Source organism: Streptomyces avicenniae (genome assembly GCF_000719135.1).
In the GTDB taxonomy this organism is placed as follows: Bacteria; Actinomycetota; Actinomycetes; order Streptomycetales; family Streptomycetaceae; genus Streptomyces; species Streptomyces avicenniae.
In genome coordinates this window covers 114630-141240 of sequence record NZ_JOEK01000016.1, presented here as the reverse complement: position 1 = coordinate 141240, position 26611 = coordinate 114630, and the positions used below count along the sequence as shown (strand labels likewise).

At 72.2% G+C, this 26611-nt stretch carries 23 protein-coding genes; 7 read left to right on the top strand and 16 right to left on the bottom strand.

Features of this window, described 5'->3' with window-relative positions:
- Nucleotides 1-223: 223 nt before the first annotated feature.
- From IF27_RS25470 to thyX, 3 genes are all read right to left on the bottom strand, one after another.
- Nucleotides 224-1909 carry a ribonuclease J gene (locus IF27_RS25470; protein WP_052852124.1) on the bottom strand — a complete coding sequence of 562 codons (1686 nt, stop codon included), beginning with the start codon at nucleotides 1907-1909 and terminating at the stop codon, nucleotides 224-226.
- Between the two features lie 129 nt (nucleotides 1910-2038).
- The gene (gene dapA / locus IF27_RS25465) at nucleotides 2039-2938 is read right to left on the bottom strand and encodes a 4-hydroxy-tetrahydrodipicolinate synthase (protein ID WP_052852123.1); all 900 of its coding nucleotides are present in this window, start codon (nucleotides 2936-2938) and stop codon (nucleotides 2039-2041) included.
- A 203-nt stretch (nucleotides 2939-3141) separates the two neighbouring features.
- Nucleotides 3142-3834 carry an FAD-dependent thymidylate synthase gene (gene thyX / locus IF27_RS25460; RefSeq protein WP_223291210.1) on the bottom strand — a complete coding sequence of 231 codons (693 nt, stop codon included), beginning with the start codon at nucleotides 3832-3834 and terminating at the stop codon, nucleotides 3142-3144.
- Nucleotides 3835-4017: 183 nt separating this feature from the next.
- Between thyX and IF27_RS25455 the strand changes: the two genes are divergently transcribed.
- A complete protein-coding gene (locus IF27_RS25455; protein WP_052852121.1) occupies nucleotides 4018-4248 on the top strand; it encodes a hypothetical protein in 231 nt (76 codons plus the stop codon).
- Between the two features lie 72 nt (nucleotides 4249-4320).
- A complete protein-coding gene (locus tag IF27_RS25450) occupies nucleotides 4321-4866 on the top strand; it encodes a hypothetical protein (RefSeq protein ID WP_052852120.1) in 546 nt (181 codons plus the stop codon).
- Between the two features lie 19 nt (nucleotides 4867-4885).
- Here IF27_RS25450 and IF27_RS25445 read toward each other — a convergent pair whose 3' ends face one another.
- The 6 genes from IF27_RS25445 to eccD all read right to left on the bottom strand — a co-directional run bounded on the left by IF27_RS25445 (nucleotide 4886) and on the right by eccD (nucleotide 11957).
- A complete protein-coding gene (locus IF27_RS25445; RefSeq protein ID WP_052852119.1) occupies nucleotides 4886-5353 on the bottom strand; it encodes a hypothetical protein in 468 nt (155 codons plus the stop codon).
- 3 nt (nucleotides 5354-5356) lie between these two features.
- Nucleotides 5357-6112 (bottom strand): 4-hydroxy-tetrahydrodipicolinate reductase, encoded by a 756-nt coding sequence (dapB, locus tag IF27_RS25440; protein ID WP_052852118.1) that lies wholly within the window; start codon nucleotides 6110-6112, stop codon nucleotides 5357-5359.
- Between the two features lie 59 nt (nucleotides 6113-6171).
- Nucleotides 6172-7542 carry a M16 family metallopeptidase gene (locus tag IF27_RS25435; RefSeq protein ID WP_052852117.1) on the bottom strand — a complete coding sequence of 457 codons (1371 nt, stop codon included), beginning with the start codon at nucleotides 7540-7542 and terminating at the stop codon, nucleotides 6172-6174.
- Nucleotides 7539-9755, bottom strand: a complete 2217-nt coding sequence (locus IF27_RS25430; RefSeq protein WP_052852116.1) for a polyribonucleotide nucleotidyltransferase — start codon at nucleotides 9753-9755, stop codon at nucleotides 7539-7541. The genes IF27_RS25435 and IF27_RS25430 overlap by 4 nt, the downstream gene beginning before the upstream one ends.
- 310 nt (nucleotides 9756-10065) lie before the next feature.
- Nucleotides 10066-10356: a 30S ribosomal protein S15 gene (rpsO, locus tag IF27_RS25425; protein ID WP_052852115.1), complete on the bottom strand. Its 291-nt coding sequence runs from the start codon at nucleotides 10354-10356 to the stop codon at nucleotides 10066-10068.
- 182 nt (nucleotides 10357-10538) lie between these two features.
- Nucleotides 10539-11957, bottom strand: a complete 1419-nt coding sequence (gene eccD, locus IF27_RS25420) for a type VII secretion integral membrane protein EccD (protein WP_052852114.1) — start codon at nucleotides 11955-11957, stop codon at nucleotides 10539-10541.
- Between the two features lie 111 nt (nucleotides 11958-12068).
- On the opposite strand from eccD, the gene eccCa reads away from it, so the two are divergent.
- Nucleotides 12069-16031 (top strand): type VII secretion protein EccCa, encoded by a 3963-nt coding sequence (gene eccCa / locus IF27_RS25415; RefSeq protein WP_052852113.1) that lies wholly within the window; start codon nucleotides 12069-12071, stop codon nucleotides 16029-16031.
- 96 nt (nucleotides 16032-16127) lie between these two features.
- Here eccCa and IF27_RS25410 read toward each other — a convergent pair whose 3' ends face one another.
- The 4 genes from IF27_RS25410 to IF27_RS25395 all read right to left on the bottom strand — a co-directional run bounded on the left by IF27_RS25410 (nucleotide 16128) and on the right by IF27_RS25395 (nucleotide 20102).
- Nucleotides 16128-16418, bottom strand: coding sequence for a WXG100 family type VII secretion target (locus tag IF27_RS25410; RefSeq protein ID WP_052852112.1), 291 nt, complete (start codon nucleotides 16416-16418; stop codon nucleotides 16128-16130).
- 53 nt (nucleotides 16419-16471) lie between these two features.
- Nucleotides 16472-16837: a WXG100 family type VII secretion target gene (locus IF27_RS25405; protein WP_052852111.1), complete on the bottom strand. Its 366-nt coding sequence runs from the start codon at nucleotides 16835-16837 to the stop codon at nucleotides 16472-16474.
- Nucleotides 16838-16859: 22 nt separating this feature from the next.
- The gene (locus IF27_RS25400; RefSeq protein ID WP_190233098.1) at nucleotides 16860-18062 is read right to left on the bottom strand and encodes a S8 family serine peptidase; all 1203 of its coding nucleotides are present in this window, start codon (nucleotides 18060-18062) and stop codon (nucleotides 16860-16862) included.
- 1608 nt (nucleotides 18063-19670) lie between these two features.
- Entirely contained in the window at nucleotides 19671-20102 is a 432-nt protein-coding gene (locus IF27_RS25395) for a hypothetical protein (RefSeq protein ID WP_052852109.1), read from the bottom strand.
- Between the two features lie 216 nt (nucleotides 20103-20318).
- Here IF27_RS25395 and IF27_RS25390 point away from each other — a divergent pair, with 216 nt between their 5' ends.
- Entirely contained in the window at nucleotides 20319-20594 is a 276-nt protein-coding gene (locus tag IF27_RS25390) for a hypothetical protein (RefSeq protein ID WP_052852108.1), read from the top strand.
- An 88-nt stretch (nucleotides 20595-20682) separates the two neighbouring features.
- A complete protein-coding gene (locus IF27_RS25385; RefSeq protein ID WP_052852107.1) occupies nucleotides 20683-20946 on the top strand; it encodes a DUF397 domain-containing protein in 264 nt (87 codons plus the stop codon).
- Between the two features lie 29 nt (nucleotides 20947-20975).
- Here IF27_RS25385 and IF27_RS25380 read toward each other — a convergent pair whose 3' ends face one another.
- From IF27_RS25380 to eccB, 3 genes are read right to left on the bottom strand one after another with little or no spacing between them, the layout of a single operon-like run.
- On the bottom strand, nucleotides 20976-21674 hold the full coding sequence (locus IF27_RS25380) for a class I SAM-dependent methyltransferase (protein WP_052852106.1): 699 nt from the start codon (nucleotides 21672-21674) through the stop codon (nucleotides 20976-20978).
- Nucleotides 21675-21715: 41 nt separating this feature from the next.
- The gene (gene mycP, locus IF27_RS25375) at nucleotides 21716-22918 is read right to left on the bottom strand and encodes a type VII secretion-associated serine protease mycosin (RefSeq protein WP_052852105.1); all 1203 of its coding nucleotides are present in this window, start codon (nucleotides 22916-22918) and stop codon (nucleotides 21716-21718) included.
- A complete protein-coding gene (gene eccB / locus IF27_RS25370) occupies nucleotides 22915-24396 on the bottom strand; it encodes a type VII secretion protein EccB (RefSeq protein ID WP_052852104.1) in 1482 nt (493 codons plus the stop codon). The genes mycP and eccB overlap by 4 nt, the downstream gene beginning before the upstream one ends.
- Before the next feature lie 98 nt (nucleotides 24397-24494).
- Here eccB and eccE point away from each other — a divergent pair, with 98 nt between their 5' ends.
- Together eccE and IF27_RS25360 are read left to right on the top strand one after the other, a co-directional pair.
- On the top strand, nucleotides 24495-25814 hold the full coding sequence (gene eccE, locus IF27_RS25365; RefSeq protein WP_223291209.1) for a type VII secretion protein EccE: 1320 nt from the start codon (nucleotides 24495-24497) through the stop codon (nucleotides 25812-25814).
- The gene (locus IF27_RS25360; RefSeq protein WP_052852103.1) at nucleotides 25814-26494 is read left to right on the top strand and encodes a hypothetical protein; all 681 of its coding nucleotides are present in this window, start codon (nucleotides 25814-25816) and stop codon (nucleotides 26492-26494) included. The genes eccE and IF27_RS25360 overlap by 1 nt, the downstream gene beginning before the upstream one ends.
- The last annotated feature ends 117 nt before the right edge of the window (nucleotides 26495-26611 follow it).

Below are 26611 nucleotides of genomic sequence, written 5' to 3'. Positions count from 1 at the left end.
CAAAACATTGGCATTGACTTTTGGCACGCTGTTGAGTTCTCAAGGAACGGACGCTTCCTTCAAAACCCTCTCGGGCCTCTCCGGGCGCTTCCCTTCGGTCTTGCTCGCCTGCCGCGGGAGCCTTGGCAGTTGGCCTGTTCGGCTTCCCCCTGCGGCGATGACGTAAACGTACTGGAGCGGGGCGCCAGGATGCAAATCCTGGCGCCCCGACGGGTGCTGAGGGTCAGACGTCCACGACGACCGGCATGATCATCGGGCGTCTGCGGTACGTGTCGGACACCCACTTGCCGACCGTCCGCCGCACCAGCTGCTGGAGTTGGTGCGACTCGACGACGCCGTCCTGCGCCGAACGGGACAGCGCCTCCTCGATCTTCGGGATGACGGCCGCGAAGTCGGAGTCCTCGATGCCCGATCCACGGCTGTGGATGCTCGGGCCGCTGACGACCTTGCCCGTGCTGCTGTCCACCACCACGACGACGGAGATGAAGCCCTCGTCGCCCAGGATGCGACGGTCCTTCAGGCTCGACTCCGTGATGTCGCCGACGGACAGGCCGTCCACGTAGACGTAGCCCGCCTGGACCTTGCCCACGATCTTCGCCTTGCCGTCCTTCAGATCGACGACCACGCCGTCCTCGGCGATGACGATGCGCTCGGCGGGAACGCCGGTGAGGGCGCCGAGCTCCGCGTTGGCGCGCAGATGGCGCCACTCGCCGTGGACGGGCATCAGGTTCTTCGGCTTGCAGATGTTGTAGAAGTACAGCAGTTCGCCTGCCGAGGCGTGGCCCGAGACGTGGACCTTCGCGTTGCCCTTGTGGACCACGTTGGCGCCCCAGCGGGTCAGCCCGTTGATGACGCGGTAGACGGCGTTCTCGTTCCCCGGGATCAGCGACGAGGCGAGGATGACCGTGTCGCCCTCGACGATGCGGATCTGGTGGTCGCGGTTGGCCATCCGGGACAGGGCCGCCATCGGCTCGCCCTGGGACCCCGTGCAGACGAGCACGATCTGGCTGTCGGGGAGGTCGTCGAGGGTCTTCACGTCCACCACGAGACCGGGCGGCACCCGCAGGTAGCCGAGGTCGCGGGCGATGCCCATGTTGCGGACCATCGAGCGGCCGACGAACGCGATGCGGCGCCCGTGCTCGTACGCCGCGTCCACGATCTGCTGGATGCGGTGCACATGGCTGGCGAAGCTCGCCACGATGATCCGCTTGTCGGCCCGCGAGAAGACCTGGCGCAGCACCCCGGAGATGTCACGCTCGGGGGCGACGAAACCGGGCACCTCCGCGTTCGTGGAGTCGGCGAGCAGCAGGTCGATGCCCTCCTCGCCGAGCCGGGCGAAGGCCCGCAGGTCGGTGAGGCGGCCGTCGAGGGGCAGCTGGTCCATCTTGAAGTCGCCGGTGTGCACGACCATGCCCGCGGGGGTGCGGATGGCGACGGCCAGGGCGTCGGGGATGGAGTGGTTGACCGCGACGAACTCGCAGTCGAAGGGGCCGATGCGTTCCCGGTGTCCTTCCTTCACCTCCAGGGTGAAGGGGCGGATGCGGTGCTCCTGGAGCTTGGCCTCGATGAGGGCGAGCGTCAGCCGTGACCCGATGAGCGGGATGTCCGGCTTCTGCCGCAGCAGGAACGGGACGCCGCCGATGTGGTCCTCGTGCCCATGGGTGAGCACGATGCCGTCGATGTCGCCGAGCCGCGACGTGAGGGAGCTGAAGTCCGGCAGGATCAGGTCGATGCCGGGCTGCTCCTCCTCCGGGAACAGGACGCCGCAGTCCACGATGAGCAGTCTGCCGCCGTATTCGAAGACGGTCATGTTGCGGCCGATCTCGCCGAGACCGCCGAGCGGGGTAACGCGTAGGCCACCCTCAGGGAGCCTCGGCGGGCGGCCGAGTTCTGGATGCGGATGACTCAAGGGACTCTCCTGACCACGCGCGCCGCACGCCCGTGACGGGGCAGGTGGCGCGCGTGTCTGTATGCATGGGTCGGTATTCAGTTATCACCCTGGGCGCGCGTTGTCGCGCCTCGGGCAACGTGTGTGTTGTCAGATCTGTACCCCGCCGGCGGCCAGATCGCGCCCGAGCTGTGCGGTCTCGTCGGCGCTCAGGCCGACAAGGGGCAGCCGCAGCGGGCCGCCGGGGAGACCGAGCAGGTCCAGGGCGGCCTTGGTCGTGATCACGCCCTGGGTGCGGAACATGCCGGTGAAGACGGGCAGCAGCTTCTGGTGGATCTCGGTGGCCTTGGCGACGTCGCCGCTCGTGTAGGACTCGATGAGGGCGCGCAGCTCGGGCGTGACCAGATGGCCGACGACCGAGACGACGCCGACCGCGCCCACCGAGAGCAGCGGGAGGTTCAGCATGTCGTCGCCCGAGTACCAGGCGAGACCTGTCGTGGCGATGGCCCAGCTGGCGCGGCCGAGGTCGCCCTTGGCGTCCTTGTTGGCGACGATACGCGGGTGGGCGGCGAGCCTGACCATCGTCTCGGTCGTGATCGGCACGCCGCTGCGGCCGGGGATGTCGTACAGCATCACCGGCAGGCCCGTGGCGTCTGCGATCGCGGTGAAGTGCTGGTACAGGCCCTCCTGCGGGGGCTTGTTGTAGTACGGGGTGACGGTGAGGAGGCCGTGGGCGCCCGCCTGCTCGGCGGCGCGGGCCAGCTCCAGGCTGTGCCGGGTGTCGTTGGTGCCGACCCCGGCGACCACGTGGGCGCGGTCGCCGACCGCTTCGACCACGGCGCGGAGGAGCCGGGTTTTCTCCGCGTCGCTCGTGGTCGGGGACTCGCCGGTGGTGCCGTTGACGATCAGGCCGTCGTTGCCGGCGTCCACGAGGTGGGCGGCGAGGCGCTGGGCGCCATCGACGTCGAGGGAGCCGTCCGCCGTGAATGGCGTGACCATGGCGGTCAGGACCCGTCCGAAGGGGGTCTGCGGTGTGGAGGTCGGAGCCATGGGTTCCACGCTACTCGCAGCTCAGCGTGCCGGGGGCCATCGGGGCGTGCATCGGGGAGAACCCGGCACCGTCTGCTCGGGGGTTCAGACAGCGCCGGGTCCGTCTCTTCACCCTAGATGAACTTCACGAAATGTCGCAATACGTGACACTTCAATCGGGTTTTCGGCACGCCTGCTCGCCGCCGCCGGACCGGTGTCGGCGGTCAGGGGGCCACTCGGCCGTTCGCGTTGAAGGCCGCGTGCGTGAGGGGCATGAGCCGCGCCCACGCGGCCTCCATCAGCTCCCCGACCATCTCGATCTCGCGCTGCGGGAACGAGGGCACGGCGGCGCGCTCGTCCTTCGTGCGCAGACCGAGGAAGTGCATGAGCGACCGGGCGTTGCAGGTGGCGTACATCGAGGAGTACAGGCCGACGGGGAGGGCGGCGCGGGCGACCTCACGGGCGACTCCCGCGGCCAGCATCTCCTGGTAGGCGGCGTACGCCTGCCGGTAGGTGTCCTCCAGGGTCTTGTTCACGAGGGCGTGCTGTTCGGGCGTGCCGGGGACGAACTCGTACTTGCCCGGGCGCCCCTCCTGGACGAGCTTCCGGTCGCCCGACGGCACGTAGAAGACGGGCTCAAGCTGCCGGTAGCGCCCGCTCTCCTCGTTGTAGGACCACCCGACGCGGTGGCGGTGGAACTCGCGGAAGACGAAGAGCGGCGCGCTGACGAGGAAGGTCATCGAGTTGTGCTCGAAGGGGCTGCCGTGGCGGTCACGCAGGAGGAAGTTGATGAGGCCCTTGGACCGCGCGGGGTCCTTCCCGATCTCCTCGACGGACTGCTCGCCCGCGGTGGAGACACGGGCGGCGAACAGGACGTCCGTGTCGGCGGCGCTGTGCTTGACCAGCTCGACGGTCATGTCGCTGCGGAAGCGGGGGGTGTCGGTCACCTGCGGGTCCTTCCCGGATGTACGGCGGAGCGGGCACCACCCTAGGCGCCTGGGCCGGTGCCGTGGAGGGCGGCCACCGTACGGGGAGAGTGGGACGTCCGGGAGAATTGGGACCTCTCCCCCTGAGTCGGATTCTTCACTTGATAGGATGGCATGATTCGCGACGAGGGGGTGCTCGCCATGGAGGACCGGGACACGCAGTTCCGCGGCAACGTCGAGCCGCCGCGCCGCCCCCGCCCCTCGGCGGGCCGGGTCCTGGGCGGGCTGCTGCTCGGACTGGTCATCGCCGCGGCGCTCGCCGGGGCCCTGCTGCTGGGCCGTCCCGCCCTCGACGTGGAGCGGCAGCACACCCCTCAGGCACCGGAAGCAGCCCACGAGGGCTGAGCGCGGTAGCCTCACCGTTCACAGCACCGTCCCCCCGGATAATCCGACTGTGATACGAACGAGGACTCCGTTTTGCCCCTGCATTTCCTCACGGCCGACCGAGAATCCGACCACAGCGCCCCCGACGTGCCGCTCGTGCACTCCGGTCAGGACTTCTGGCGCCGTCCCTACCGGCTCGGCCCCTGGCGCGTGGCTCTCGCGGCGTTCCTGCTGCTCATAGCCGCCTACATCCTGATATCCGCCCTGATCATCGGCATGGCGGGCCCCTCCTCCGGGGCGAGCGCGACCGTCTGCGTCGCCCTGGTCGTCATCGCCCTGGCCCTGCGCCTCCTGCGCGTCGGCATCTGGGTCAGCCCGCGCGGCCTGCGCCGCGTCGGCCTGCTCAGCACCCGGACGCTGCGCTGGCGCGAGATCTCCCGCGTGAGCACCGTCCAGCAGCCCGTGAAGTGGCTGGGCACGCCGCGCAGCGTGCAGGGCCAGGCACTCCTGATAGAGCGCCGCAAGGGTGGTCCGCTGCCCACGCTGCTCACGGACCACAACGCCGACTTCCTCGGCGGGTCCCAGTCGTTCGACCGCGCCGCCGACACCGTCGAGGCGTGGGCCGCCGAGCACCGCTGACGGGCTCGCGGCACGGCGATCAGGGAGTCCGGCCGGACAGGCCGGGCTCCCTTCCCGCGTGCAGCGCGATGGCGTGCTGCATCGCCTTGCGGGCCCGGGGGGTGTCCCGCGCGTCGTGGTAGGCGACGGCGAGCCGGAACCAGCAGCGCCAGTCGCCCGGCGCGGCCTCCGTCTCGGCCTGACGCGCGGCGAAGACGGCGTCGGCCGACGCGCGGTCGATACGGCCGCTCGGCGTCCGCGCCAGCTCGTCCACCGGCAGCCCGCCCTCCGCCTCCAGCTCACGGGCGAGCCGGTTCGCGTCCAGCGCGAACCGGGTGCTGCGCCACAGGAACCAGGCGCCGATCAGCGGCATCACCAGCACGGCCACGCCGAACGGCACCGTCACCCACGTGCCCTGCGCGACGAGGACCACCCCGCGCTGCCCGGCCAGCAGGAAGTAGCCGACGAGCACGACGCACAGGACGGTGTAGGTGATCTTCGCGCGCACCGGTCAGCCGTCCAGGTCCATGAAGTGCTCCAGGCCGAACGTCAGGCCGGGCGCGCCGCCGATGCGCCGGACGCCCAGCAGGACGCCGGGCATGAACGAACCGCGGTTCATCGAGTCGTGCCGCAGCGTGAGGATCTCGCCCTCGTCGCCGAACAGCACCTCCTGGTGCGCCACGAGACCGCGCAGCCGCACGGCGTGCACCGGGACACCGGCGACGTCCGCGCCCCGCGCGCCGTCGAGCGCCGAGGCGGTCGCGTCCGGCTGGGCGGGCAGCCCCGCCGCCGCCCGCGCGTCGGCGACGAGCTGCGCCGTACGGACGGCGGTGCCGCTGGGGGCGTCCGCCTTGCCCGGGTGGTGCAGCTCGACGATCTCGACCGACTCGAAGAAACGTGCCGCCTGCTGGGCGAAGCGCATGGTGAGGACGGCGCCGATACCGAAGTTGGGCGCGATGAGGACGCCCGTGCCCGGCGAGTCGGCGAGCCAGCCGCGCAGGGACGCGAGCCGGTCGTCCGTCCAGCCGGTCGTGCCGACGACGCCGTGGATGCCGTGCCGGACGCAGAACTCCAGGTTCGCCAGCACGGCGTCGGGGCGGGTCAGCTCGACCGCGACCTCGGCGCCCGCCTCGACCAGCGTCTCCAGGGCGTCGCCGCGCCCCAGCGCCGCGACGAGCTCCATGTCCTCCGCGGCCGACACGGCACGTACCGCCTCGGACCCCATCCGTCCCGAGGCGCCGATCACGGCCACGCGCAGCTTGCTCATCGAGTCATCCATTCTTTCCGCGGATCATCGGGGCCTGGCGGCCCGGGGGCGGCGGCGGGTCAGGCCACCGCGTCCCGCAGCCGGGCCGCCTGGCGGTCCTTCACCGGGCCGATGACGGCCAGCGAGGGACGCTGCCCCAGGATCTCGCGCGCCACCTCGCGCACGTCGTCCGGGGTGACCGCGGCGATGCGCTCCAGCATGGCGTCCACGGACAACTGCTCGCCCCAGCACAACTCGCTCTTGCCCAGCCGGTGCATCAGCGAGCCGGTGTCCTCCAGGCCGAGCACCGTGGATCCGGAGAGCTGCCCGACGGCGCGGCGGACCTCCTCGTCGTCGAGACCGTGCTCGGCGACCCGGGTGAGCTGCTCGCGGCAGACCGCCAGGACGTCCCCGAGCCGGTCGGGACGGCACCCGGCGTAGATGCCGAAGAGGCCGCAGTCGGCGTAGCCGGACGTGTGGGAGTACACGTTGTACGCCAGGCCGCGCTTCTCGCGGATCTCCTGGAAGAGCCGCGAACTCATCCCGCCGCCGAACGCGGTGGACAGCACGTTGAGCGCCCAGCGGCGCTCGTCGTGGCGGGACAGCCCCGGCATGCCGAGGATGAGGTGGGCCTGCTCGGTGGGGCGCGTGACGACGTCGAGCCTGCCCGCGGCGCGGACCGTACGGTGGCCCCCGCGCGGACCGACCGGCTCGGCGTCCGGCGTGCGGGCCAGGGCGCCGACGGAGTCGAAGGCGGCGGCGACGCGGGCGGTCACGTCCTCGTGCGTGACGTTGCCCGCCGCCGTGACGACCAGGCGCGTCGGGTCGTAGTGCCGCCGGTAGAAGCGGGCGACGCGGTCACGGGTGAGGGCGTTCACCGTCTCGACGGTGCCGAGGACCGGCCTGCCGAGCGGGGTGTCGCCGAAGAGGGTGGACGCGAAGAGGTCGTGGACGCCGTCGCTCGGGTCGTCCTCCGTCATCGCGATCTCCTCCAGGACGACGTCGCGCTCGGCGTCCACCTCCTCGGGGGCGATCACGGACGAGGTGAGCATGTCGCAGACGATGTCCACGGCCAGCGGCAGGTCCGTGTCGAGGACCCGCGCGTAGTAGCAGGTGAACTCCTTCGTGGTGAAGGCGTTCATCTCCCCGCCGACCGCGTCGATCGCCGCGGAGATGTCGAGGGCGCTGCGCCGCTCCGTGCCCTTGAACAGCAGGTGTTCGAGGTAGTGCGTGGCGCCCCCGAGGGCCGGGGTCTCGTCGCGGGAGCCGACGCGCGCCCAGATGCCGAACGTGGCGGACCGTACGCCGGGCACGGTCTCGGTGACGACCCGCAGGCCGCCGGGGAGGACCGTCCTGCGGACGGCGGTGCCGTCCGCGGGGCGCGGACCGGGCACGGCCCGCCCCACCGGAGCGGTGGGGCGGGCCGTGGCCTTGGCTGACGTGCGCGTCACTTGTCGGCGCCGTCCTCACCGTCGGCGGACGCCTCTTCGTCCAGGACGGGGATGAGGGACAGCTTGCCGCGCTGGTCGATCTCTGCGATCTCGACCTGGACCTTCTGGCCGACGCCGAGGACGTCGTCCACGTTCTCGACGCGCTTGCCGCCCGCGAGCTTGCGGATCTGCGAGATGTGCAGCAGTCCGTCCTTGCCCGGCAGGAGGGAGACGAAGGCGCCGAACGTCGTGGTCTTCACGACCGTGCCCAGGTACCGCTCGCCGACCTCGGGCATCGTCGGGTTCGCGATGCCGTTGATCGTCGTGCGGGCGGCCTCGGCGGACGGGCCGTCGGCGGCACCGATGTAGATGGTGCCGTCGTCCTCGATGGTGATGTCGGCGCCGGTGTCCTCCTGGATCTGGTTGATCATCTTGCCCTTGGGGCCGATGACCTCGCCGATCTTGTCCACCGGGATCTTGACGGTGATGATGCGCGGCGCGTTCGGCGACATCTCGTCCGGGACGTCGATCGCCTCGCTCATCACGTCGAGGATGTGCAGCCGGGCGTCGCGCGCCTGCTTCAGGGCGGCGGCCAGCACGGAGGCGGGGATGCCGTCCAGCTTGGTGTCCAGCTGGAGCGCGGTGACGAACTGGCGGGTGCCGGCGACCTTGAAGTCCATGTCGCCGAACGCGTCCTCGGCGCCGAGGATGTCGGTCAGCGTCACGTAGTGCGTCTCGCCCTCGATCTCCTGGGAGATGAGGCCCATCGCGATACCGGCGACCGGCGCCTTCAGCGGCACACCGGCGTTCAGCAGCGACATCGTGGAGGCGCAGACGGAGCCCATGGAGGTGGAGCCGTTGGAGCCCAGGGCCTCGGAGACCTGCCGGATCGCGTAGGGGAACTCCTCGCGGGTCGGCAGGACCGGGAAGAGCGCCCGCTCGGCCAGCGCGCCGTGGCCGATCTCGCGGCGCTTCGGGGAGCCGACGCGGCCGGTCTCACCGGTGGAGTAGGGCGGGAAGTTGTAGTTGTGCATGTAGCGCTTGCGGGTCACCGGCGAGAGGGTGTCCAGCTGCTGCTCCATGCGGAGCATGTTGAGCGTGGTGACGCCGAGGATCTGCGTCTCGCCGCGCTCGAACAGCGCCGAGCCGTGGACGCGCGGGATGGCCTCGACCTCGGCGGCGAGCGTACGGATGTCCGTGACGCCGCGGCCGTCGATGCGGACCTTGTCGCGGATGACGCGCTCGCGGACCAGCTGCTTGGTCAGGGCGCGGTACGCGGCGGAGATCTCCTTCTCGCGGCCCTCGAACTGCGGGAGCAGCTTCTCGGCGGCGACCGTCTTGACGCGGTCGAGCTCGCTCTCGCGCTCCTGCTTGCCCGCGATGGTGAGGGCCTGCGCCAGGTCGTCGCGGACGGCGGCGCTCAGGGCCTCCAGGACGTCGTCCTGGAAGTCGAGGAAGATCGGGAACTCGCCGGTCGGCTTGGCGGCCTTGGCGGCGAGGTCGGACTGGGCCTTGCACAGGACCTTGATGAACGGCTTCGCGGCGTCGAGACCGGCGGCCACGACCTCCTCGGTCGGCGCGGTGGCGCCGCCCTTCACCAGCTCGATGGTGCGGTCGGTCGCCTCGGCCTCGACCATCATGATCGCCACGTCGCCGTCCGGCAGGACGCGACCGGCGACGACCATGTCGAAGACGGCCTCCTCCAGCTCGGTGTGCGTCGGGAACGCCACCCACTGGCCGCGGATCAGGGCGACGCGGGTGCCGCCGATGGGGCCGGAGAACGGCAGGCCGGCGAGCTGCGTGGAGCAGGACGCGGCGTTGATGGCGACCACGTCGTACAGGTGGTCGGGGTTGAGCGCCATGATCGTCTCGACGATCTGGATCTCGTTGCGCAGGCCCTTGCGGAACGAGGGGCGCAGCGGCCGGTCGATGAGACGGCAGGTGAGGATCGCGTCCTCGGAGGGCCGGCCCTCGCGGCGGAAGAAGGAGCCGGGGATCTTCCCGGCGGCGTACATGCGCTCCTCGACGTCCACCGTCAGGGGGAAGAAGTCGAGCTGGTCCTTGGGGTGCTTCGACGCGGTCGTGGCCGACAGCACCATGGTGTCGTCGTCCAGGTAGGCGACCGCGGACCCGGCCGCCTGACGGGCGAGCCGTCCGGTCTCGAAGCGGATGGTGCGGGTACCGAAGGTGCCGTTGTCGATGACGGCCTCGGCGTAGTGGGTCTCGTTCTCCACCTTGTAATATCTCCTCTTCTGCGCCCCCTGCGGCGGGGGCGGGTGGGGTGGAGCACCTCCGACGAGCCGGCCTTCGATCGAAGCACCCGGGCGCTGCCCGGGGGCCACTACCGAGGACCGGCGACGGTCTGGTAGGCGCTCCGCCTCCTGCGTCGTCTCGCTGGAACGTCTGAGCCGTGTGTTCAGGTCCAGCCTACAAAGGAGCCGGGCATCGGGCCCGGCGCCGGGATGTGCCGTGTGCGTTCCGTACGCACCGGTATACGGCGAAGGGAGCGGCCCCGCCAGCGGTGGCCGCTCCCTTGTGCGCTTACTACCTCGCGCCCGCCGCACCACGGCGGATGCCGAGGCGCTCGACCAGCGCGCGGAAGCGCTGGATGTCCTTGCGGGCCAGGTACTGGAGCAGGCGGCGGCGCTGGCCGACCAGCAGCAGCAGGCCGCGGCGGGAGTGGTGGTCGTGCTTGTGGGTCTTCAGGTGCTCGGTCAGGTCCGAGATGCGGCGGGACAGCAGCGCCACCTGGACCTCGGGGGAGCCGGTGTCGCCTTCCTGCGTGGCGAACTCGGCGATGATCTGCTTCTTCGTTGCGGCGTCGAGCGACGACACACGTACTCCTTGGGGATGTCGTGTCTGCCACCGAGTGCCTCCGCCTGATGCGCGGGGGAGCTTCCTGAACTCGGGAGGCGGGGTCCGCTGAGCGCTTCCTCCAGAAGACTCCGGGGGCGCGTACGCAAACGGCCAGTGAGCACGGTACAACAGATCGCCCTTCCGAGCACATTCGGGGAGCGTCAGCCGCTGGTCAGGCCCCTGGCTTCGGCGTACACGTCGAGCACCGCGAGACACAGGGGTGTCAGCGACAGGAGGACGGCGCCCTCCAGGAGATCGACGACCCTTCCCCAGAACGGGGTGAGGCCGACGCGCGGGACGATCAGCGCGACGGCGGTGGTCAGGGCGGCTCCACCGGTGAGGAGGGCGGCGAGCCACAGGGTGCGCAGGCCGCCGTCGGCGGGGGTGTCGAGGGCGTAGCCGACGACGAGGAGCGCGAGGGAGACGAGCCCGGCGGCCAGCAGCCCCGTGACCTGGACCGCGTACCGGAAGAGACGGGCGCGGGTGAGCAGGGCGATGGCCGTGGCGAGTGCCAGGAGGCGGCCCCAGCCGTCGGAGGAGAAGCCGAGGACGGCCGCCGCTCCGGCGGCCAGCAGGGCGCAGCCGCCGGTGAGGCCGAGCAGCGTCTGATGGCCGCGCCTGGCCTGGGCGGCTATGCGCTCGGTGTCCAGGGGGTCGGTGGGCGGCGCCGTGTCGTCCGTGTCGTAGCCGGGGCGCGGGGCGGTGTAGCCGATGGGGAGGCGTACCAGTCCGGCGGTGAGGGCGGGCAGGAACGCGAGGGCGCCGAGGGCGACGGGTGCGCAGACGGCCGCGGCCGACGTCGGCTCGGCGTCCGTCAGGATCGCGCCGAAGGTGGCGAGGGCGGCGAGCGTGGCGGCGCAGGCCGTGGCGGTGAACCAGGCGGCGGCCGACGGCAGCGCGGCGACGAGGGCGAAGGACACGAGCAGGACGGCGAGGAGGCCGAGGAGCAGTTCGAGGCGTCCGACGCCGTGGCCCGCGTCGAGCGGGAGCAGCCCGGTGCCCGCGACGAGGGCGAGCGGCAGGGCGGCGAGGCCGAGGGCGACGGCCGCGGTGTGGTCGTCGTACACCCGGGCGCGGACGGCGGCGAAGGCGGCGAACAGGAGCGCGAGCACACCGGCGACGAGGGCGGGCACGCCGTTCATCTCGTGCCTGTCGGGCTCCCCTGCCCACAGGACGGCGGCGGTGAGGGCGCCGAGGACGCCCGCGGCGGTGAGTCCTGCCGTACGGAGCAGGTCCTCGTGCCACAGCAGGCGGTCGTGGGTGACGGCGTCGGCGATGGCGTCGGTGACGTCGTCGTGGACCGGTGGCGGCAGCGAGTCGGCGAAGGGGCGCAGGGCGAGCACGTCGCCGTCCAGGACGCGCTGGGCGGCCAGGGTCCGGCTGGCGTCGAGGGCGGTGCCGTCGCGGCGTACGAGGTGGTAGCCGACGGGGGCGCCGGGCTCGGGGGCGGTGCCGCTGACGTGCAGGATCTCCGGGAGGAGGTCGGCCAGCGGGATGTCGTCCGGAAGGGCCATGTCGATGCGGCTGGTGGGCGCGGCGATGGTGACGCGGCAGAAACCTGTGGTCGCGGTCGTGCTCACGAATTGTCTCCCTCCCCGGGCACGGACTGCGCCCGTCACCCTACCCGCTGTGCTGTCAGTGGGCCCCACTAGGATCGGCGACACCGCATCAGGCGTGACCGGGGGGTTCCGATGAGTCAGATCGTGGTCAAGAGGCCGCCGCGTGCGCTGCCGGACAGGTCTGCCGACGAACCCGTCCAGTTGCTGCCGCCGCCCGAACTGCCGAACGGGCAGCAGGAGGGTGTGCTGATGCAGCTCGTGCCGATGCTGGGCATGGGCTCGTCGGTGGTCTTCTTCTTCATGCCGAACGCGGCGCCGTTCATGCGGATCATGGGCCTGCTGATGCTGGTCTCCACCTGCGCCATGGTCGTGGCGATGATCGTGCGGTTCCGGCGCGGGACGCAGGGGCAGATGGCCCAACTGCGGCGCGACTACCTGCGGTACCTGTCGCGGACGCGTGAGGCCGTCCGGGAGACGGCGCGGGAGCAGCGGGACACGCAGTGGTACCTGCACCCGGCGCCCGAGCAGTTGTGGGCCCTGGTGGCCGAGGGCAGCCGGGTGTGGGAACGGCGGCCGGGCGACGAGGACTTCGGGCAGGTGCGGCTGGGCCTCGGCGAGCACCAGCTGGCCACCCCGCTGATAGCCGCGGACACGGCGCCGGTGGAGGAGCTGGAGCCGCTGTCGGCGGGCGCCCGGCGCCGCTTCCTCGCCACGCACGGCACGGTGCAGGGGTTGCCGATGGCGGTGTCGCTGCGCGCGTTCTACCGCATAGCGGTCGGCGGCGATGCGGACACGGCGTACGGGACGGCCCGCGCGCTGGTGGCGTCGCTGACGGCGCTGCATTCGCCGGAGGACGTCACGGTCGTGGTGGTGGCCGCCGGGGACGAGGCCGTGCGCCGGTGGGAGTGGACGAAGTGGCTGCCGCACGTCCAGGGCTCGTCGCACGACGGGGCCGGGTCGCGACGGCTGTTCGCGCGGAGCGTGACGGACGTCGAGCCCGAGCTGCTGTCCCGGTTGGAGGGGCGTGGCCGCTTCTCCCCGACGGGGAAGCCGGTACTCGAACAGCCGCACGTGCTCGTGGTGCTGGACGGCGCCCGTGTGCCGCCGCACTCGGCGTTCGCGACGGCGGAGGGGCTCCAGGGCGTCACCCTCCTGGAGATAGGTCCTGGCGAGGGCCCGGCGCCGACGCGCGGCGCGCTTGCCGTGCGGTGCCGCCCCGGGCTGCTGCGGCTCGAATCGCCCGACGGTTCGGTGTTCGACGGCGAGCCGGACGTGCTGCCGCTCGCCGCGGCCGAGGCGCTGGCCCGTCAGCTGGCGCCGCTGCGCCTCGGGACGGCGGCCGACCAGGACGAACCCCTTCTGGCCGATCTCGACTTCGGCGACCTCCTCGGCCTCGGCGACCCGGCGGCGGTGGACGTGGCACGGGTCTGGCGGCCGAGATCGGCGGGCGAACGGCTACGCGTGCCCATCGGCGTGGACGAGGAGGGCCAGCCGGTGATGCTGGACCTCAAGGAGGCGGCGCAGGAGGGCATGGGCCCGCACGGGCTGTGCGTCGGCGCGACGGGGTCCGGCAAGTCGGAGCTGCTGCGCACCCTCGTGCTGGGCCTGGCGGTCACGCACACCTCGGAGACGCTGAACTTCGTGCTGGCCGACTTCAAGGGCGGCGCCACGTTCACGGGGATGGCGGCCCTGCCGCACGTCTCCGCGGTCATCACCAACCTGGCCGACGACCTGACACTGGTCGATCGCATGGGGGACTCGATCCGCGGCGAGCTGCAGCGGCGCCAGGAGCTGCTGCGCACGGCGGGCACCTACGCCAACCTGCACGACTACGAGAAGGCCCGCTCGGCGGGCGCGCCCCTGGAGCCCCTGCCCTCCCTGGTCCTGGTGATCGACGAGTTCAGCGAACTGCTCACCGCCAAGCCGGACTTCATCGACATGTTCATCCAGATAGGCCGGATCGGGCGCTCGCTCGGCGTGCACCTGCTCCTCGCGTCGCAGCGCCTGGAGGAGGGGCGGCTGCGCGGCCTGGACACCTACCTGTCGTACCGGATCGGGCTGCGGACCTTCTCGGTGGCGGAGTCGCGCACGGCGATCGGCACGCCGGACGCGTACCACCTGCCGCAGATCCCTGGCTCCGGCATCCTCAAGTTCGGGACGGAGCAGATGACGCGGTTCAAGGCGGCGTACGTCTCCGGGCCGTACCGTGAGCCGACCGCCGCCGCCGTGCCGAGCGGGCCGCGTCCGGTGCGGCGGCACCCGGTGCTGTTCACGGCGGAGCCGGTGGCGCTCCCGGCCGCGCTGCCCGATCCGCGGACGGCGCTGACCGTGCCGCCGTCCGCCGTGCCGGACGACGCGCTGGCCGACACCGTGCTCGACGTGATCGTGCGGCGCCTGGAGGGGCGTGGGCCCGGGGCGCACCAGGTGTGGCTGCCGCCGCTGGACTCCTCGCCGACGGTGGACGACCTGCTGCCGGGGCTGCGGGTCGTGCCGGGCCGGGGGTTGCAGGCACCGGGCGGGTCGGGGGCGCTGTCGGTGCCGCTCGGGCTGGTGGACAAGCCGTTCGAGCAGCGCAGGGAGGTCCTGTTCCGGGACTTCTCGGGCGCCGGTGGGCACATGCTGGTCGTGGGCGGCCCGCAGTCCGGCAAGTCCACGCTGCTGCGGACGCTCGTCGCGTCGTTCGCGCTGACGCACACACCGGCCGAGGCGCAGTTCTACGCGCTGGACTTCGGCGGCGGGGGTCTCGCCGCGATGGCCGGGCTGCCGCACGTCGGCGGGGTCGCGTCCCGGCTCGACCCCGACCGGGTGCGGCGGGCCGTCGCGGAGGTCGGCGGCGTGCTGGCGCGGCGCGAGGAGCTGTTCCGGCGGCGCGGCATCGACTCGATGACGACGTTCCGGCGGCTGCGCGGGGCCGGGGAGCTGCCGGACGAGCCGTGGGGCGACGTCTTCCTGCTGATCGACGGCTGGGCCGCGTTCAAGCAGGAGTACGACATGACGCTGGAGCCGGTCGTCACCGACATCGCCGCGCGGGGGCTCGGGTTCGGCGTCCACCTGGTGATCACGGCGTCCCGCTACATGGAGCTGCGCCCCGCGCTGAAGGACCAGCTGACCAACCGGCTGGAGATGCGGCTCGGCGACCGGCTCGACTCGGAGTTCGACCGGAAGGTCGCCGGGGCCGTCCCGGCGGACGTGCCGGGCCGTGGGCAGACGCCGGACAAACTGCACTGGATAGCGGCGCTGCCGAGGCTCGACGGGGTGGCACGGGCGGCGGACCTGGCAGACGGCACGGCGGCGCTGGTCGCGGCGGTCCGCGACGCGTGGGCGGGCGGGGACGCGCCGTCGGTGCGGATGCTGCCGCGCCGCTTCCCGTCGGCCGAGCTTCCCCGGGGCTTCGAGCAGCCGGGGCGCGGCGTGGCGATCGGCATCGGGGAGACCGATCTTGAGCCGGTGTTCATCGACTTCGACCGCGACCCGTTCCTGTTCGTCATCGGGGAGGGCGAGTCGGGGAAGACGGCGGCGCTGCGGCTGCTCATGCAGAAGCTGGCCGAACGGTTCTCGCCCGCCGAGGCGCGCTTCGCCGTGACGGACTTCCGGCGGTCGCTCATGGCCGTGGCGCCCGAGGGCTACGTGGCCGGGTACGCCACGTCGGAGGCGAGGCTGAACACGGATGTGATGTCGTTGCACGCCCTGTTCCAGAAGCGGGCGCCGAAGGACGACATCACGATCCAGGAGCTGCGGGCACGTGACTGGTGGAGCGGGCCGCGGATGTTCGTCGTCGTGGACGACCACGACCTGACGGCGGCCGGTGGCAAGAACCCGCTGGCGATGCTGGCGGAGCACCTGCCGTACGCGCGGGACACCGGTGTCTGCTTCATCATCGCCCGCGGCGCGGCGGGGGCGTCACGCGCGCTGTTCGACCCGTTCCTCGGACGCATGCGGGATCTCGGGGCGCAGGCCCTGCTGCTGTCGGGCGACCCCAAGGAGGGTGAGCTGCTGCACGGCGCGAGGCCGCGGACGCTGCCGCCGGGCCGCGCGCAGTTCGTGTCGCGGAAGCGGAACAGCCTGGTGCAGCTCGGCTGGCTCCCGGAGGAGTGACCGGCGCGCACGGTCGTGTGGCATGCGCACGGGGTGGTCACCGGCGGGCTCCGCCGGTGACCACCCCGTGGCGTTGCGCGGGCGCGGGTGTGTCCTTCAGCCCTGGATGGCCCTGCTCGCGCGGGTGTCGGCGTGGAAGTAGCCGGCGCTCGCCTCGGCGAGCTGGTTGCCGGTACGGCCGAGGATGGCGCCGAACTGGAGCGTCGCCTCCTCGAACACGCCGATGTTCACGTCGAAGGCCCGCTTGGCCTCACCGCTCCACCCCTCGGCGGTGTGGATGAGTTCGCTCCGCAGCTCGCCCAGCTTCTCCAGCAGGGCGCGTTCCTGCGCGTTCAGTCCCTCGGAGCCTGTGAAGAGGGACTCGTACCTGACGCCGAAACTCGTCATGTCTCTGTGACTCCTGTCATCGGTCGTGCGGTCGCGTGGGGCCGTGGCCCCGGTCAGGCGTCGGCGATGCCGCCGTTGAGGCTGATGTCGCTGTACTGGGAACCGACCGCGCGCATCCGTGAAGCCTGTTCCTGCTCCTCGGCGGTGAACTGGTTCTTGCTCATCTGGACCAGTTCGCGGAGGTTCTGCAGGGAACTGATCAGCCGGTGGATCGTGGCGTCCGCGTCCTGGGCGCCGCTGGCGAACTGCCCCGCGGCGTCTCCGTGCCAGCCGGCCGCCGTGTCGCTCGCCGACGTGGCGATGGAACTGCGCGTGCCGTTGAGCTGGTTGAGCACGCCGTCCATCATGTCCGTCACCCTGTTGATGGTCGTCTCATCGACCAGCACATCGCGACCGCCGGCGCCTGCTGCGTCCGTCATGTCGAGCCCCTCCTCTTGTCGATCATCTGCTGTGGACATCTGTTGCCGCGCGGCGCCGTTGCACGACGACGGCGGCCACGCCGCCGACGAGGACGACACCGAGGAGACCGGCCAGGACGACAGGTCCCGTACTTCCCCCACCACCGGTCAACCCGACTGCCTGCCGGGCCTCTTCCTCCTCGTCACGCGCCGGTTCCTGGTCCTGCGCCCCGGCGGCACCGGCCTCGCCCGCGGCGTCGTCCGGCGCGGCGGGCCGGGGACTGGGCGGCGGGTCGAGCGTCGCTTCGTAGCCCGCGAAGAGCGGATTCCGGCGAGGGTCACCCGGGTCACCCTCGCCGTCGAGGATCACCCGGTCGGGACGGATCATCCCGTGGCCGATGTAGTCGTCGCGTTCGTAGGAGTCGTCCCGCTGGGCCGTCTCCATCATGACCCGCAGCACCTGGTTCTTGGTCCAGTCAGGATGCGCGGCCCAGATCAGCGCCGCGGACGCGGACGCAAGTGCCGTGGCGGTGCTGGTACCTCCTTGCGGGTCCAGGCACACGGGCCCCGAGAGATCGGGGCAGCGCCACGGGATCTCGTCGGCCGGAGCCGCGATGGCGACCTGCCTGCCGTAGGTCGAGTACGGCGACCGCTCGCCGTTCCGGTCCACGGCCGCGACCCCGACGACCCCGTAACGGTTGGCCGGGTACATCGACCGGTTCCTGGTGTCGCCCTCGTTCCCCGTACCGGCGAAGATCAGCACGTCGGCGCGCGCCGCCGCTTCGAGCGCGGCGTCCACGGCTTCCTCCTGGCCGATCTCCACAGCTGCCTGGGAGATGTTGATGACCCTGGCACCCTCGTCCACCGCGTACTGGATGGCCTGCCCCATCCGTTCCTGACGGCCGAAGTCCGGCTGTCCGTTCCGCTGCCCGACGCGGATGGGAAGGATCTTGACACCCGGCGCAAGGCCCCGGACCCCGCCCTGTTCACCCGTCCCGGCGATGAGGGAGGCCATGCCCGTTCCGTGACCGTCCTCATCCACATGAGGTCCGTCCGGATCGCGGGTCAGATCGACCCCTTCCAGAACCTGGCCTTCGAGTTCCGGCATCGAGCTGTTCACACCGGAGTCGATCACGGCGACCGTCACCCCTTCGCCCCGGGTCAGCTCCCAGATCTCCTGGAGCCGATACGTCGTGGCGTACCACGGGTTGTCAGGGCTGTCGGCATGTACCGGAGAAACCGTCACACCCCACAGGAGTGACGCCGAGACAGCGGCGACGACCATGCGTCGGCGCTGGCTCGGACCGGCGAACATCGGGCGAAACGTCACGCTGGGCTGTCCCTTTCCCTCTGACCTGTCTCTCCCTGCCCCGGCTTGCGGCGGCGGCGTCGCTTCGCCGGGCGCGGCCGTCCGGTGACTCCTCCGGCACGTTCCCCGTCACGGGGGACCTGACGATCCGGAGCGGTTTCCGCCCCGGCGACCGGGCGTGACGCCCGAGAGTCGCGGTTGCCCTCGGCACGTCGGCCGCCCGACGTGCCGACCACCGGGGGCCGTCCGACAAGTCCGCCCCCCGGTCCCCGCACGGCACCACTCCCCGGGTCCCGCATCGCCGCCACGGTCCCGCTGGTGAGCGCACCGCCCCGTGGGAGCCCTTTGCTCAGCCGCTCGGACGGACGGGGGATGCCCCCGACTATCCCGTTCCTGGCGGGAGGAACGGCCGGGCGTCCTGCGCCCACTCCCCCGTTCCCCACGCCGGAGCCGTAGCCGGGGGCCATCGGACGTCCGACGGGTGCTCCGGAACCGGTGCCGGGGTCGCCCGCCATCCGTGGGGGTGGCGGGTTCCTGGCAGCCTGACCCGTCGAGTGGTCGCGGGGCGGGAAGGCGACCGGCCCGCCGGGTGTCTGGGGCCCGAATCGTCCGCCCGGGACCTGGACTCCGCCCGCTCCCGGAGGACCGAAGGGAACATACGGGTCACCAGGAACGAGATTCCTGCCTCCGGCTGGCAGAGGCCCCCTGTCACCGGCGGACGGCGACGGCGGTATCAGCCCGGTACCGGAATCGCCGCCGAGCGAGTCCAGCGAGGTGCCGGTTCGGCCGTCCCCCGTGGGAGGGATGAACGCCCCCTGCGAGCCCTCCGTCGTCGGCGGCACCTGTCCTGCGGGCCGGACTTCCTGCGGCCACCCGTCCGGCGCGGGGCTCTGCCCGGGGCGGGAGGCGGCGCCGACGAATCCGTCGCCACCGGCCGGTCCGACACCCGCCGTTCCCGGCACCGCCGTTCCTGACCCCGCCGTGCCGCCACCGGAGGCACCGTACGGGGGGATGGGTCCAGGCCGTGCCGGTTCGATGCTCTGCACGCCTTCGAGATCGACCTGCATCACCTCGAACTCCGGCTCGGAGACCTTGTGAAGATGTTCCGCGGCCACCTGGTAATGGGAGGCGAGACGCTCCATGACCCCGACCGCCTCCAGCCGGGTCACCTCGGGAAGGTCGGTGCCGACCATCGCCACGGGGGCGGGTTCCGGCATCGTCGCCTTGGCCTCCCGGAGAGCCTGCTCCACATTCCGCATGGACTCGCTCATGGCCGTCACGTACTTGCTGAGCGTGCCGGATTCGCTGCGGAACCTCGTCCCCCAGACACGGAAGCTGTCCGCCGTGTTGCTCTGCCACTCGACATTGCTCATCTGGGTGGCAGTGGTCTCCCCGAGCTCCAGCAGCCGGGGCCCCAGTAGCGCGAGCTGGTCGGCCAGGAACCGCAGCCTGTCCGGATCGGCGTTCGCCACGGCCGCGTACAACTCGCTGTGCGGATGGTCCTCGAAATTAGGCATGACTTCCCCCCATTCCCGCTGTCGGGCGCTACAGCATCATGTCGCCGGTGCCGCCACCACCACCGCCACCGGAATTCCGCACCAGGGCCCTTTCATGCCAGCTGTCCGTGATCACGCGCAGGCGGGCGAGGTGGTCCGCCTCCAGGGCCTCGAAGTTGCGGCCGGACAGGCGGGCGATGATCCCCAGCGCCTCGGCCGCCTCCTGCTGGAACTGGATGAAGTCGGCGAGGCGCGTACGCATCGCGTCGTAGCGTGTCGCGAAATCGGTCGGCACGAGCCCTGGTGCGCCGAACTGCTCCGGCATGGCGACGAGTTCATCGGCGAGCGCCGGAGTGATGCCGTCCGACCGGATGCCGCCGAGTGAGTCGGACATCCAGGTGTGGAAGCCGTTGAGCGACGCGGTGTCCACCGCGAGATCGTGCTGCGACGGCGCGCTCGCCGTCGGCGGGTCGAACGTCATTGCCTCTCCCCCTCCTCCACGGTTCGTGCCCCTCCCGTCACCGTGGGCCACTCATACTAATGCCGCCCGGCACCGGTGCCACAAGCGGGATTCGCTCGCGGAACCGAACCCGAGGGCCACAACTCAGTTTAGTTACCGATCCGTTCGGTCACATCCGTCAACGTGACGAGTTCGACTACGCACTCACGCCGGACACCGAACGCTTATGCTGCTGGCGTGACTTCGACACATCAGGGGCTCACTCCCCGCCAGGCCAGGCGGCTGCGGATGGGGATCGCGGGGGCGGCGATGGCCGTCATGGCGGTCGTCCTCGTCTACCAGCTGGGAGACGGCTCGTCCCTGCAGTCCATAGGTCTGTACGGTGCCGCCTTCATCCTCTGCGGAGCGGTGATCGAGATGAGCCGACGGGGGCGGACGCGGCTCGGGACGGCCGTGCTGGTCGCCGGATTCGTGGTGCTGATCGCGGCCAACTGGCTTCTCACGACCCGGTGACGGTCCGCTGCGTTACGATCACTTTCGGGCTGCCGCGCGGCCGTCGTGCGGACCCGAGCCGATAGCCGAGTCCAAGGGAGCGCACAGCATGGCCACGACGGAGACGCCCGAGGAGATCGCCGCCCGCAAGGAGCGGGAGAAGAACGAGCTGTACTCCCTGGACATCTCCGGGGTCGAGTGGCTCAGCGCGCCGGACGGGCCGCAGGACGAGAAGGTGGAGATCGCCTACCTGCCCGGTGGCGGCGTCGGGATGCGCAACTCGAAGGACCCCGACACGGTGCTGCGGTTCACCGCCGCCGAGTGGGAGGCGTTCGTCCTGGGCGCGCGGGACGGCGAGTTCGACATCGACTGACCACCGCCCCGCCGCCCCGCCGCCGCGCCTCAGCGCCTGACGCAGGTGTAGGCGCCGTACAGGCGTCCGCGGAAGGTGGTCTCCACGATCTCGAAACCCGAGGCGGTCAGCATCGGTTCCAGCAGCCACCGGTAGGTGCTGTGCTCGGTGCGGATGTGCTCCGCGTAGTCGTCGGCAGTGTAGCCGCGCGCCGGGTCCGTGGACGCACCGGCCAGCCACGCGGCGAAGATCCCCTCCGCCTCGTCGGGCTGGAAGTCGTAGATCAGGTCGGTCAGCCGCAGGACACCACCGGGGCGCAGCACGGCGGCGATCCTGCGCAGGGCGAGGGTCTTCCAGAAGTCGGGCAGCTGGTGCAGCGCGTGGCGGCAGTGGACGGCGTCGGCGGGCGGACCGGTGTGCTCGTAGCTGAGGAAGCCGCCGCGGACGGTCTCCAGGCCGGTGACGCCCTCGGCCGCGGCGCGTTCGCCGATCGCGCGGATCATCGCCGCGGAGACGTCCACCGCGACGACCCGGGCGAACACTCCGGCCGCCGCGAGGGCGAAGCGTCCGGTGCCCGCGCCGAGATCCACGACGGTGGCGTCCTCGCCGACGCCGTGGGCGCGGAGCGCGTCGATCTCGGGAGTGGGGTCGGGGAAGCCCTGTTTGCGGTCGAAGCCCGCGACGAACTCGGGGTCGAGGTGTTCAGGACCGGCGTGGTCGAGTTCGTCGGGTGTCCAGGATGAGGTCATGGGCCCAACCTGGCACGGCGGGGCCCGCGCCTTCCTCGTAATTACACGGGACGGCGGCGGCGCCGGTCGCGCAGGACGAGAGCGGCCCCGGCCAGTGCGGCGGCGAGGGCGGCGGCGGCCAGGACGGCGTAGGTGGCGCGGCGTTCGACACGTTCGGCGTGCGTCTCCGACAGGTCGAGCGGCGGCACGTCGGGGACGGGCGCGGCCGGGCCGCCGGTGTCAGGGGTGGGCTCGGGGGCCGGGGTCGCGGTGGTCGGCGCGAGGGCGCGGACGGGATCGACGACGCCCCAGCCGATGTTCTCGTCGGGGCCTGGGGTGGCGCGTTCCGCGGTCTGCTGGAGGTGGCTGACGACCTGCTGCGGTGTCCAGTCGGTGTGGGCGGCGCGCAGGAGGGCGGCGACCCCGGCGACGTAAGGGGCCGCGAAGCTGGTGCCGTTGTCCACGCACTGGCCGCCGCCGGGGACCGTGGAGACCATGTCCACGCCCGGGGCGGCGATGCCGACGAAGTCGCCCGGCTGGGAGAACGGGGCGCGCTCGTTGTTCCGGTCGGAGGCGGCGACGGCGAGGACGCCGTCGTAGGCGGCCGGGTACGTGCGGCGTGCGCGGCCGTCCGTGCCGCTGTTGCCGACGGAGGCGATGACGACGGCGCCCGCCGCGACGGCGTCGTCCACGGCGCGTTCGAGGTCGGGGTCCGGTTCGAGGGGGCCGTCCACGTCCTGGGAGATGTTGATGACGTGGGCGCCCTCGGAGACGGCGTGGTCGATGGCGTCGATGAGTCCGGCGACGTCGCCGTTGCCCTCGGCGTCGTTCTGCTGGATCGGGATGACGGTGGCCTCGGGGGCGAGGCCGACGAATCCGGTGGTTCCGGGGTCGGCGCGGGCGGCGATGATCCCGGCGACCTTGGTGCCGTGGCCCGCCGGGTCGTCGGTCGGCCCGTACGCGTCGTCGAGGAAGTCACCGCCTGAGTCGGCGGCGACGGCCTCGGTGAGCTGCGGATGGGCGGTGTCCACGCCGCTGTCGATGACGGCGACGCGTATCCCGGCGCCGCGCGTCACGGTCCAGAGCTGGTCGAGCTGGACGCGCTGGAGGGACCAGGGGCGTTCGGCGATCGGCTCGGCGGGGAACGTGCAGCGTCCGCCGTCCGCGTGGGCGAGGGGCGCGGCGGTGAGGGAGGCGGCGGCCAGGAGCGCGAGGCCGGTGGCGCCGCTGGCGGCGCGCCCAGGGATGCGGTGGGCCACGGTCATGACCCCTGCGGCTGGGCGGCGGCGTCGGAGTCGAGGAGGGGGCCCGTCGGCAGGAGCGTGGACCAGGCCGCAGGGACGGGCACGGGCGTGACGTCGCCGTAGCCGAGGAGCGTCTGGGCGTTGTGGTCCTGGCCCTCGGCGCCGGGTGTCGTCTGCACGCCGTAGCGCAGGCCGGTGTCGGTGGCGAGGAACACGCCGCCCGACTCGGCCTGTTCGCCCTGGACCTGCCGGTAGAGCAGCCCGGAGCCCGGGGTGACGTACGCGGACGCGGCGCCGGAGGCGATGGTGGCCGGGTAGTCGTCCCCGGCCCAGGTGGCGACCTCGGTGGCGCCGTCGTCGGCGTCCACGGACAGCAGGACGGAGCACAGGGTGTCGCGCGCGTCGTCGTTGACCTGGGCGGGGGCGGCGGCGGGCCAGGTGCGGTCGTTGTCGATGCTGTCCTCCGGCGGCGCGGGGTCGATGTCCTCGGCGCCGACCGGGAGCGGGGCGCCCGCCATGTCGAGGGTCTCGGAGCCTGGTCTGTTGGTCAGCAGGCGGGCGGTGAAGTCGGACACCGGCACGACGCGTCCCGGCAGGACGAGGTACTGCTGGTCCCCGGCGCCGGTGAGGGCCGTCAGGACCATGCCGACGCGGTCGGCCTCCGGGTCGAGGCCGGGGATGCCCGCCTGCTCGCCGACGACGCCGTCGAGGTCGGGGAAGACGACGGGCGAGCCGTCGGCGAGGGTGGCCAGCCAGGCGTCGGTGACGGGCTGCGGGTCGGTGCCCGAGGTGACGAGGCGGCGCAGCAGGCGCAGGTCCTCGTCGCCGGTGTCCTCGTCGCCGAGGCGGTACCTGGTCCCTCCGGCGTCCACGACGTAGGAGACGCCGTCCGGGCCCTGGACGTGGAGCAGTTCGCCGCCGGTGAGCCGGTCGTCGTTCTCGACGCGGTCGGCGTCGCGGTCGGCGAGGAGGAAGACGGCCTGCTGGACGGCGCCGCCGTCGCCGCCCGGCTGCTGGCAGACGGCCCAGCGCTTGGCGTCGGCGGCGTCGCCCGCGTCGGGCAGGCGGTCGGGGGCGTAGGGGATGCCGACGGTGGGCCCGCGGGGTATGGCGCCGCTGTCGAGCTGCGCCTCGTCCACGTTGACGATGGACAGGGAGTCGGGGCTCCGCAGGAGGAGGCGGGCGGAGGAGAGGTTGAGGACGGGGTGGAGCTGGGTGTGTCCTTCGGTCTCCAGGACGAGGTAACGGGTCGTCGAGTCGCTGCCGATGATGACGTGGCGGCCCGGTTCGTCCCAGCCTTCCGGGACGGCGGGGCGGAACAGGCCCCAGGCGCCGAAGCCGATGAGGATCAGGGCCCCGACGATGGCGCCGGGTGCGACGGCGCGGAGGGGGCGGGGCGCGCCTTCCTCGCTGCCGGTGGACGACGGTTGCAGGAACGCCGCAACGGTGCGGCGTTTCGCGTAGGTGTAGGCGTTGAGTTCGTCCTTGCGTGAGGCCATGACGGTGCGTTCCTCCCCCCGGCCCGTGAACCGGCTGTCGGACCGTGGCTCTACTATGCCGGGTGACGATCCGGTCACGGTGAGGAGGGGGGCGGATGATGGCATCGGCCACATCGGCGGGGGCTGCCGTACGGGCCCCGGCAGGGGCGACGGCCGCGCCGGAGGGGGTGGTGCCGCGGGCGGTGTCCGGGGCGGGCGGGCTGCTCGCGCTGTGGCCCGTGGTGTGCCTCCAGGCGCTGGGCGGGCTGGCGGTGGGGGCGTGGGCGGCCGACGGGTGGCTGCGGTACGTGCTGGCCGTCCTGACGGTGGCGTCGGCCGCGCTGCTGGTGCTGGTGTTGCTGGCGTGGCGTCAGGGGGAGACGCTGCCCGGCAGGTTGCACTCGGTGCTCGCGCTGCGGCGCAGGAGGCGGGCGGCTGCGGAGCCGTTGCCGGTGGGGACCGATCCGCTGCTGTCGCTGGCCACGGAGTGCCGCCCCGGGCTGCGGTGTCACACGTACGCCGCGCGCTCCGGGCGTGACGGACGCGAGCGGCACGAGATGGGGATGGCGGAGGACGGCGGCTTCCTGACGGTCGCGCTGCGGGTGGAGGCCGGGCTGACGCCCCTGCAACCGGGCCTGGACGGGCGACCGTTGCCGCTGACGCTGTTGCACGACGCGCTGGACACGGACGGCATACGCCTGGCGTCGGTGCAGTGCGTCCAGCACACGCAGCCCGCACCGGCGCCGATGCTGCCCGACGTGTCGGTGGCGAGGGCGAGTTACACGCTGTTGCAGACGGACGGGCCGGGGGGCACCCCACCGGCGCTGCGGCTGACCTGGGTGACGCTGCGGCTCGATCCCGAGCTGTGCCCCGAGGCGGTCGCGGAGCGGGGTGGGGGGCTGCTGGGGGCGCAGCGCTGTCTGGCGCGGGCGGCAGGTCAGTTGGTGAGCCGGCTGTCCGGGGCGGGGTTCGCGGCGACGGTGCTGTCGGAGGCCGAGCTGCTGTCGGCGGTGGCGGCGTGCACGAGTTCCGATCCGCTGGTGACGACGGTCGTCGGGCAGCGGGACGGGGAGCGTCCGCGCCGCACGGCGGAGGGCACGCGGGTGTGGCGGTGCGACGACCGGTGGCACTCGACGTTCCGTGTGGCGCGCTGGCCGGTGCTCGGGGCGGGGGGCGCGCCGCTCCCGGCCCTGGTCGCGCTGCTGACGTCGGTGCCCGCGTTCGCCACGACGTTCAGCCTGACCCTGCGGGCGCGCGGTCCGCGCGCGGTCGCGTTCGACGGGCATGTGCGGGTGACGGGGCGCGGGGAGGACGAACTGCGCTCGGCCGCGGGCGCGTTGACGCGGGCGGCACGTGGTGCGCGCGTGGGGCTCGTGCGGATGGACAGGGAACAGGTGGCGGGCCTGCGGGCGACGTTGCCGCTGGGAGGGCTGGACTGATGCCACGCGGGAGTCATGTGCTGTCCGTCGGGGAACTGTCGCGGCTGGCGCTGCCGGTGGGCGACGACGGGATCGTCGTGGGTGTGGACAGCAGGTCGCGGCCCGCCGTGCTGGGCATCCATCACCCCGTGCCGTACGACATGGTGCTGATAGGCGGTGTGTGGACGGCGCAGGTGCTGGCGTTGCGCGCGGTGGCGACCGGGGTGCGGGTGGCCGTGGAGACCGGGCGCGCACATGTCTGGGCGCGACTGGCCCAGGCCGCCAACGGCGGTCTGGAACACATGACGCTGCACGAGGTGGGCCGCGTGCCGCCCCTGGGGGCGACGCTGGGCAGCCCGGTGCTGGTGGTGCGGGACTGCGGTGTGCGGCCGCCACGGGGGCGGGTCGCGTCGGCGCCCTGGCAGCCCGTTCTGACGCTGCTGCCCTATCTGGGACCGGCGGCGGCCCGGCTGATGGAGCGCGCGGCGCTGGTCGGCGTGCAGCGGGTCTCGCCCGAGGAGGGCAGCCGGATAGGCAAGGTGATGGCGCTGCCCCCGGTGCAGGCGGAGGCGCTGTCCACGTTCGCCGAGGACGCGACGTTGTGGTGCACGCGTACGGCGCGGCGGCTGGTCCGTATGGTGCCGACCGACAGTGAGATCGGGCTGCTGGGCAACCCGAGCCGCCTGGACGCACACAACTGACACACCCCGCCCATTTCGCTCACAACTGGTCTGCTTCCGCTGTTTTTCGGCCGGAATGCGCACCTGGGGGGAGGAGGAGGGCTACGGGTCTCCCCCGTACGCCCACTAGGGTGAGGG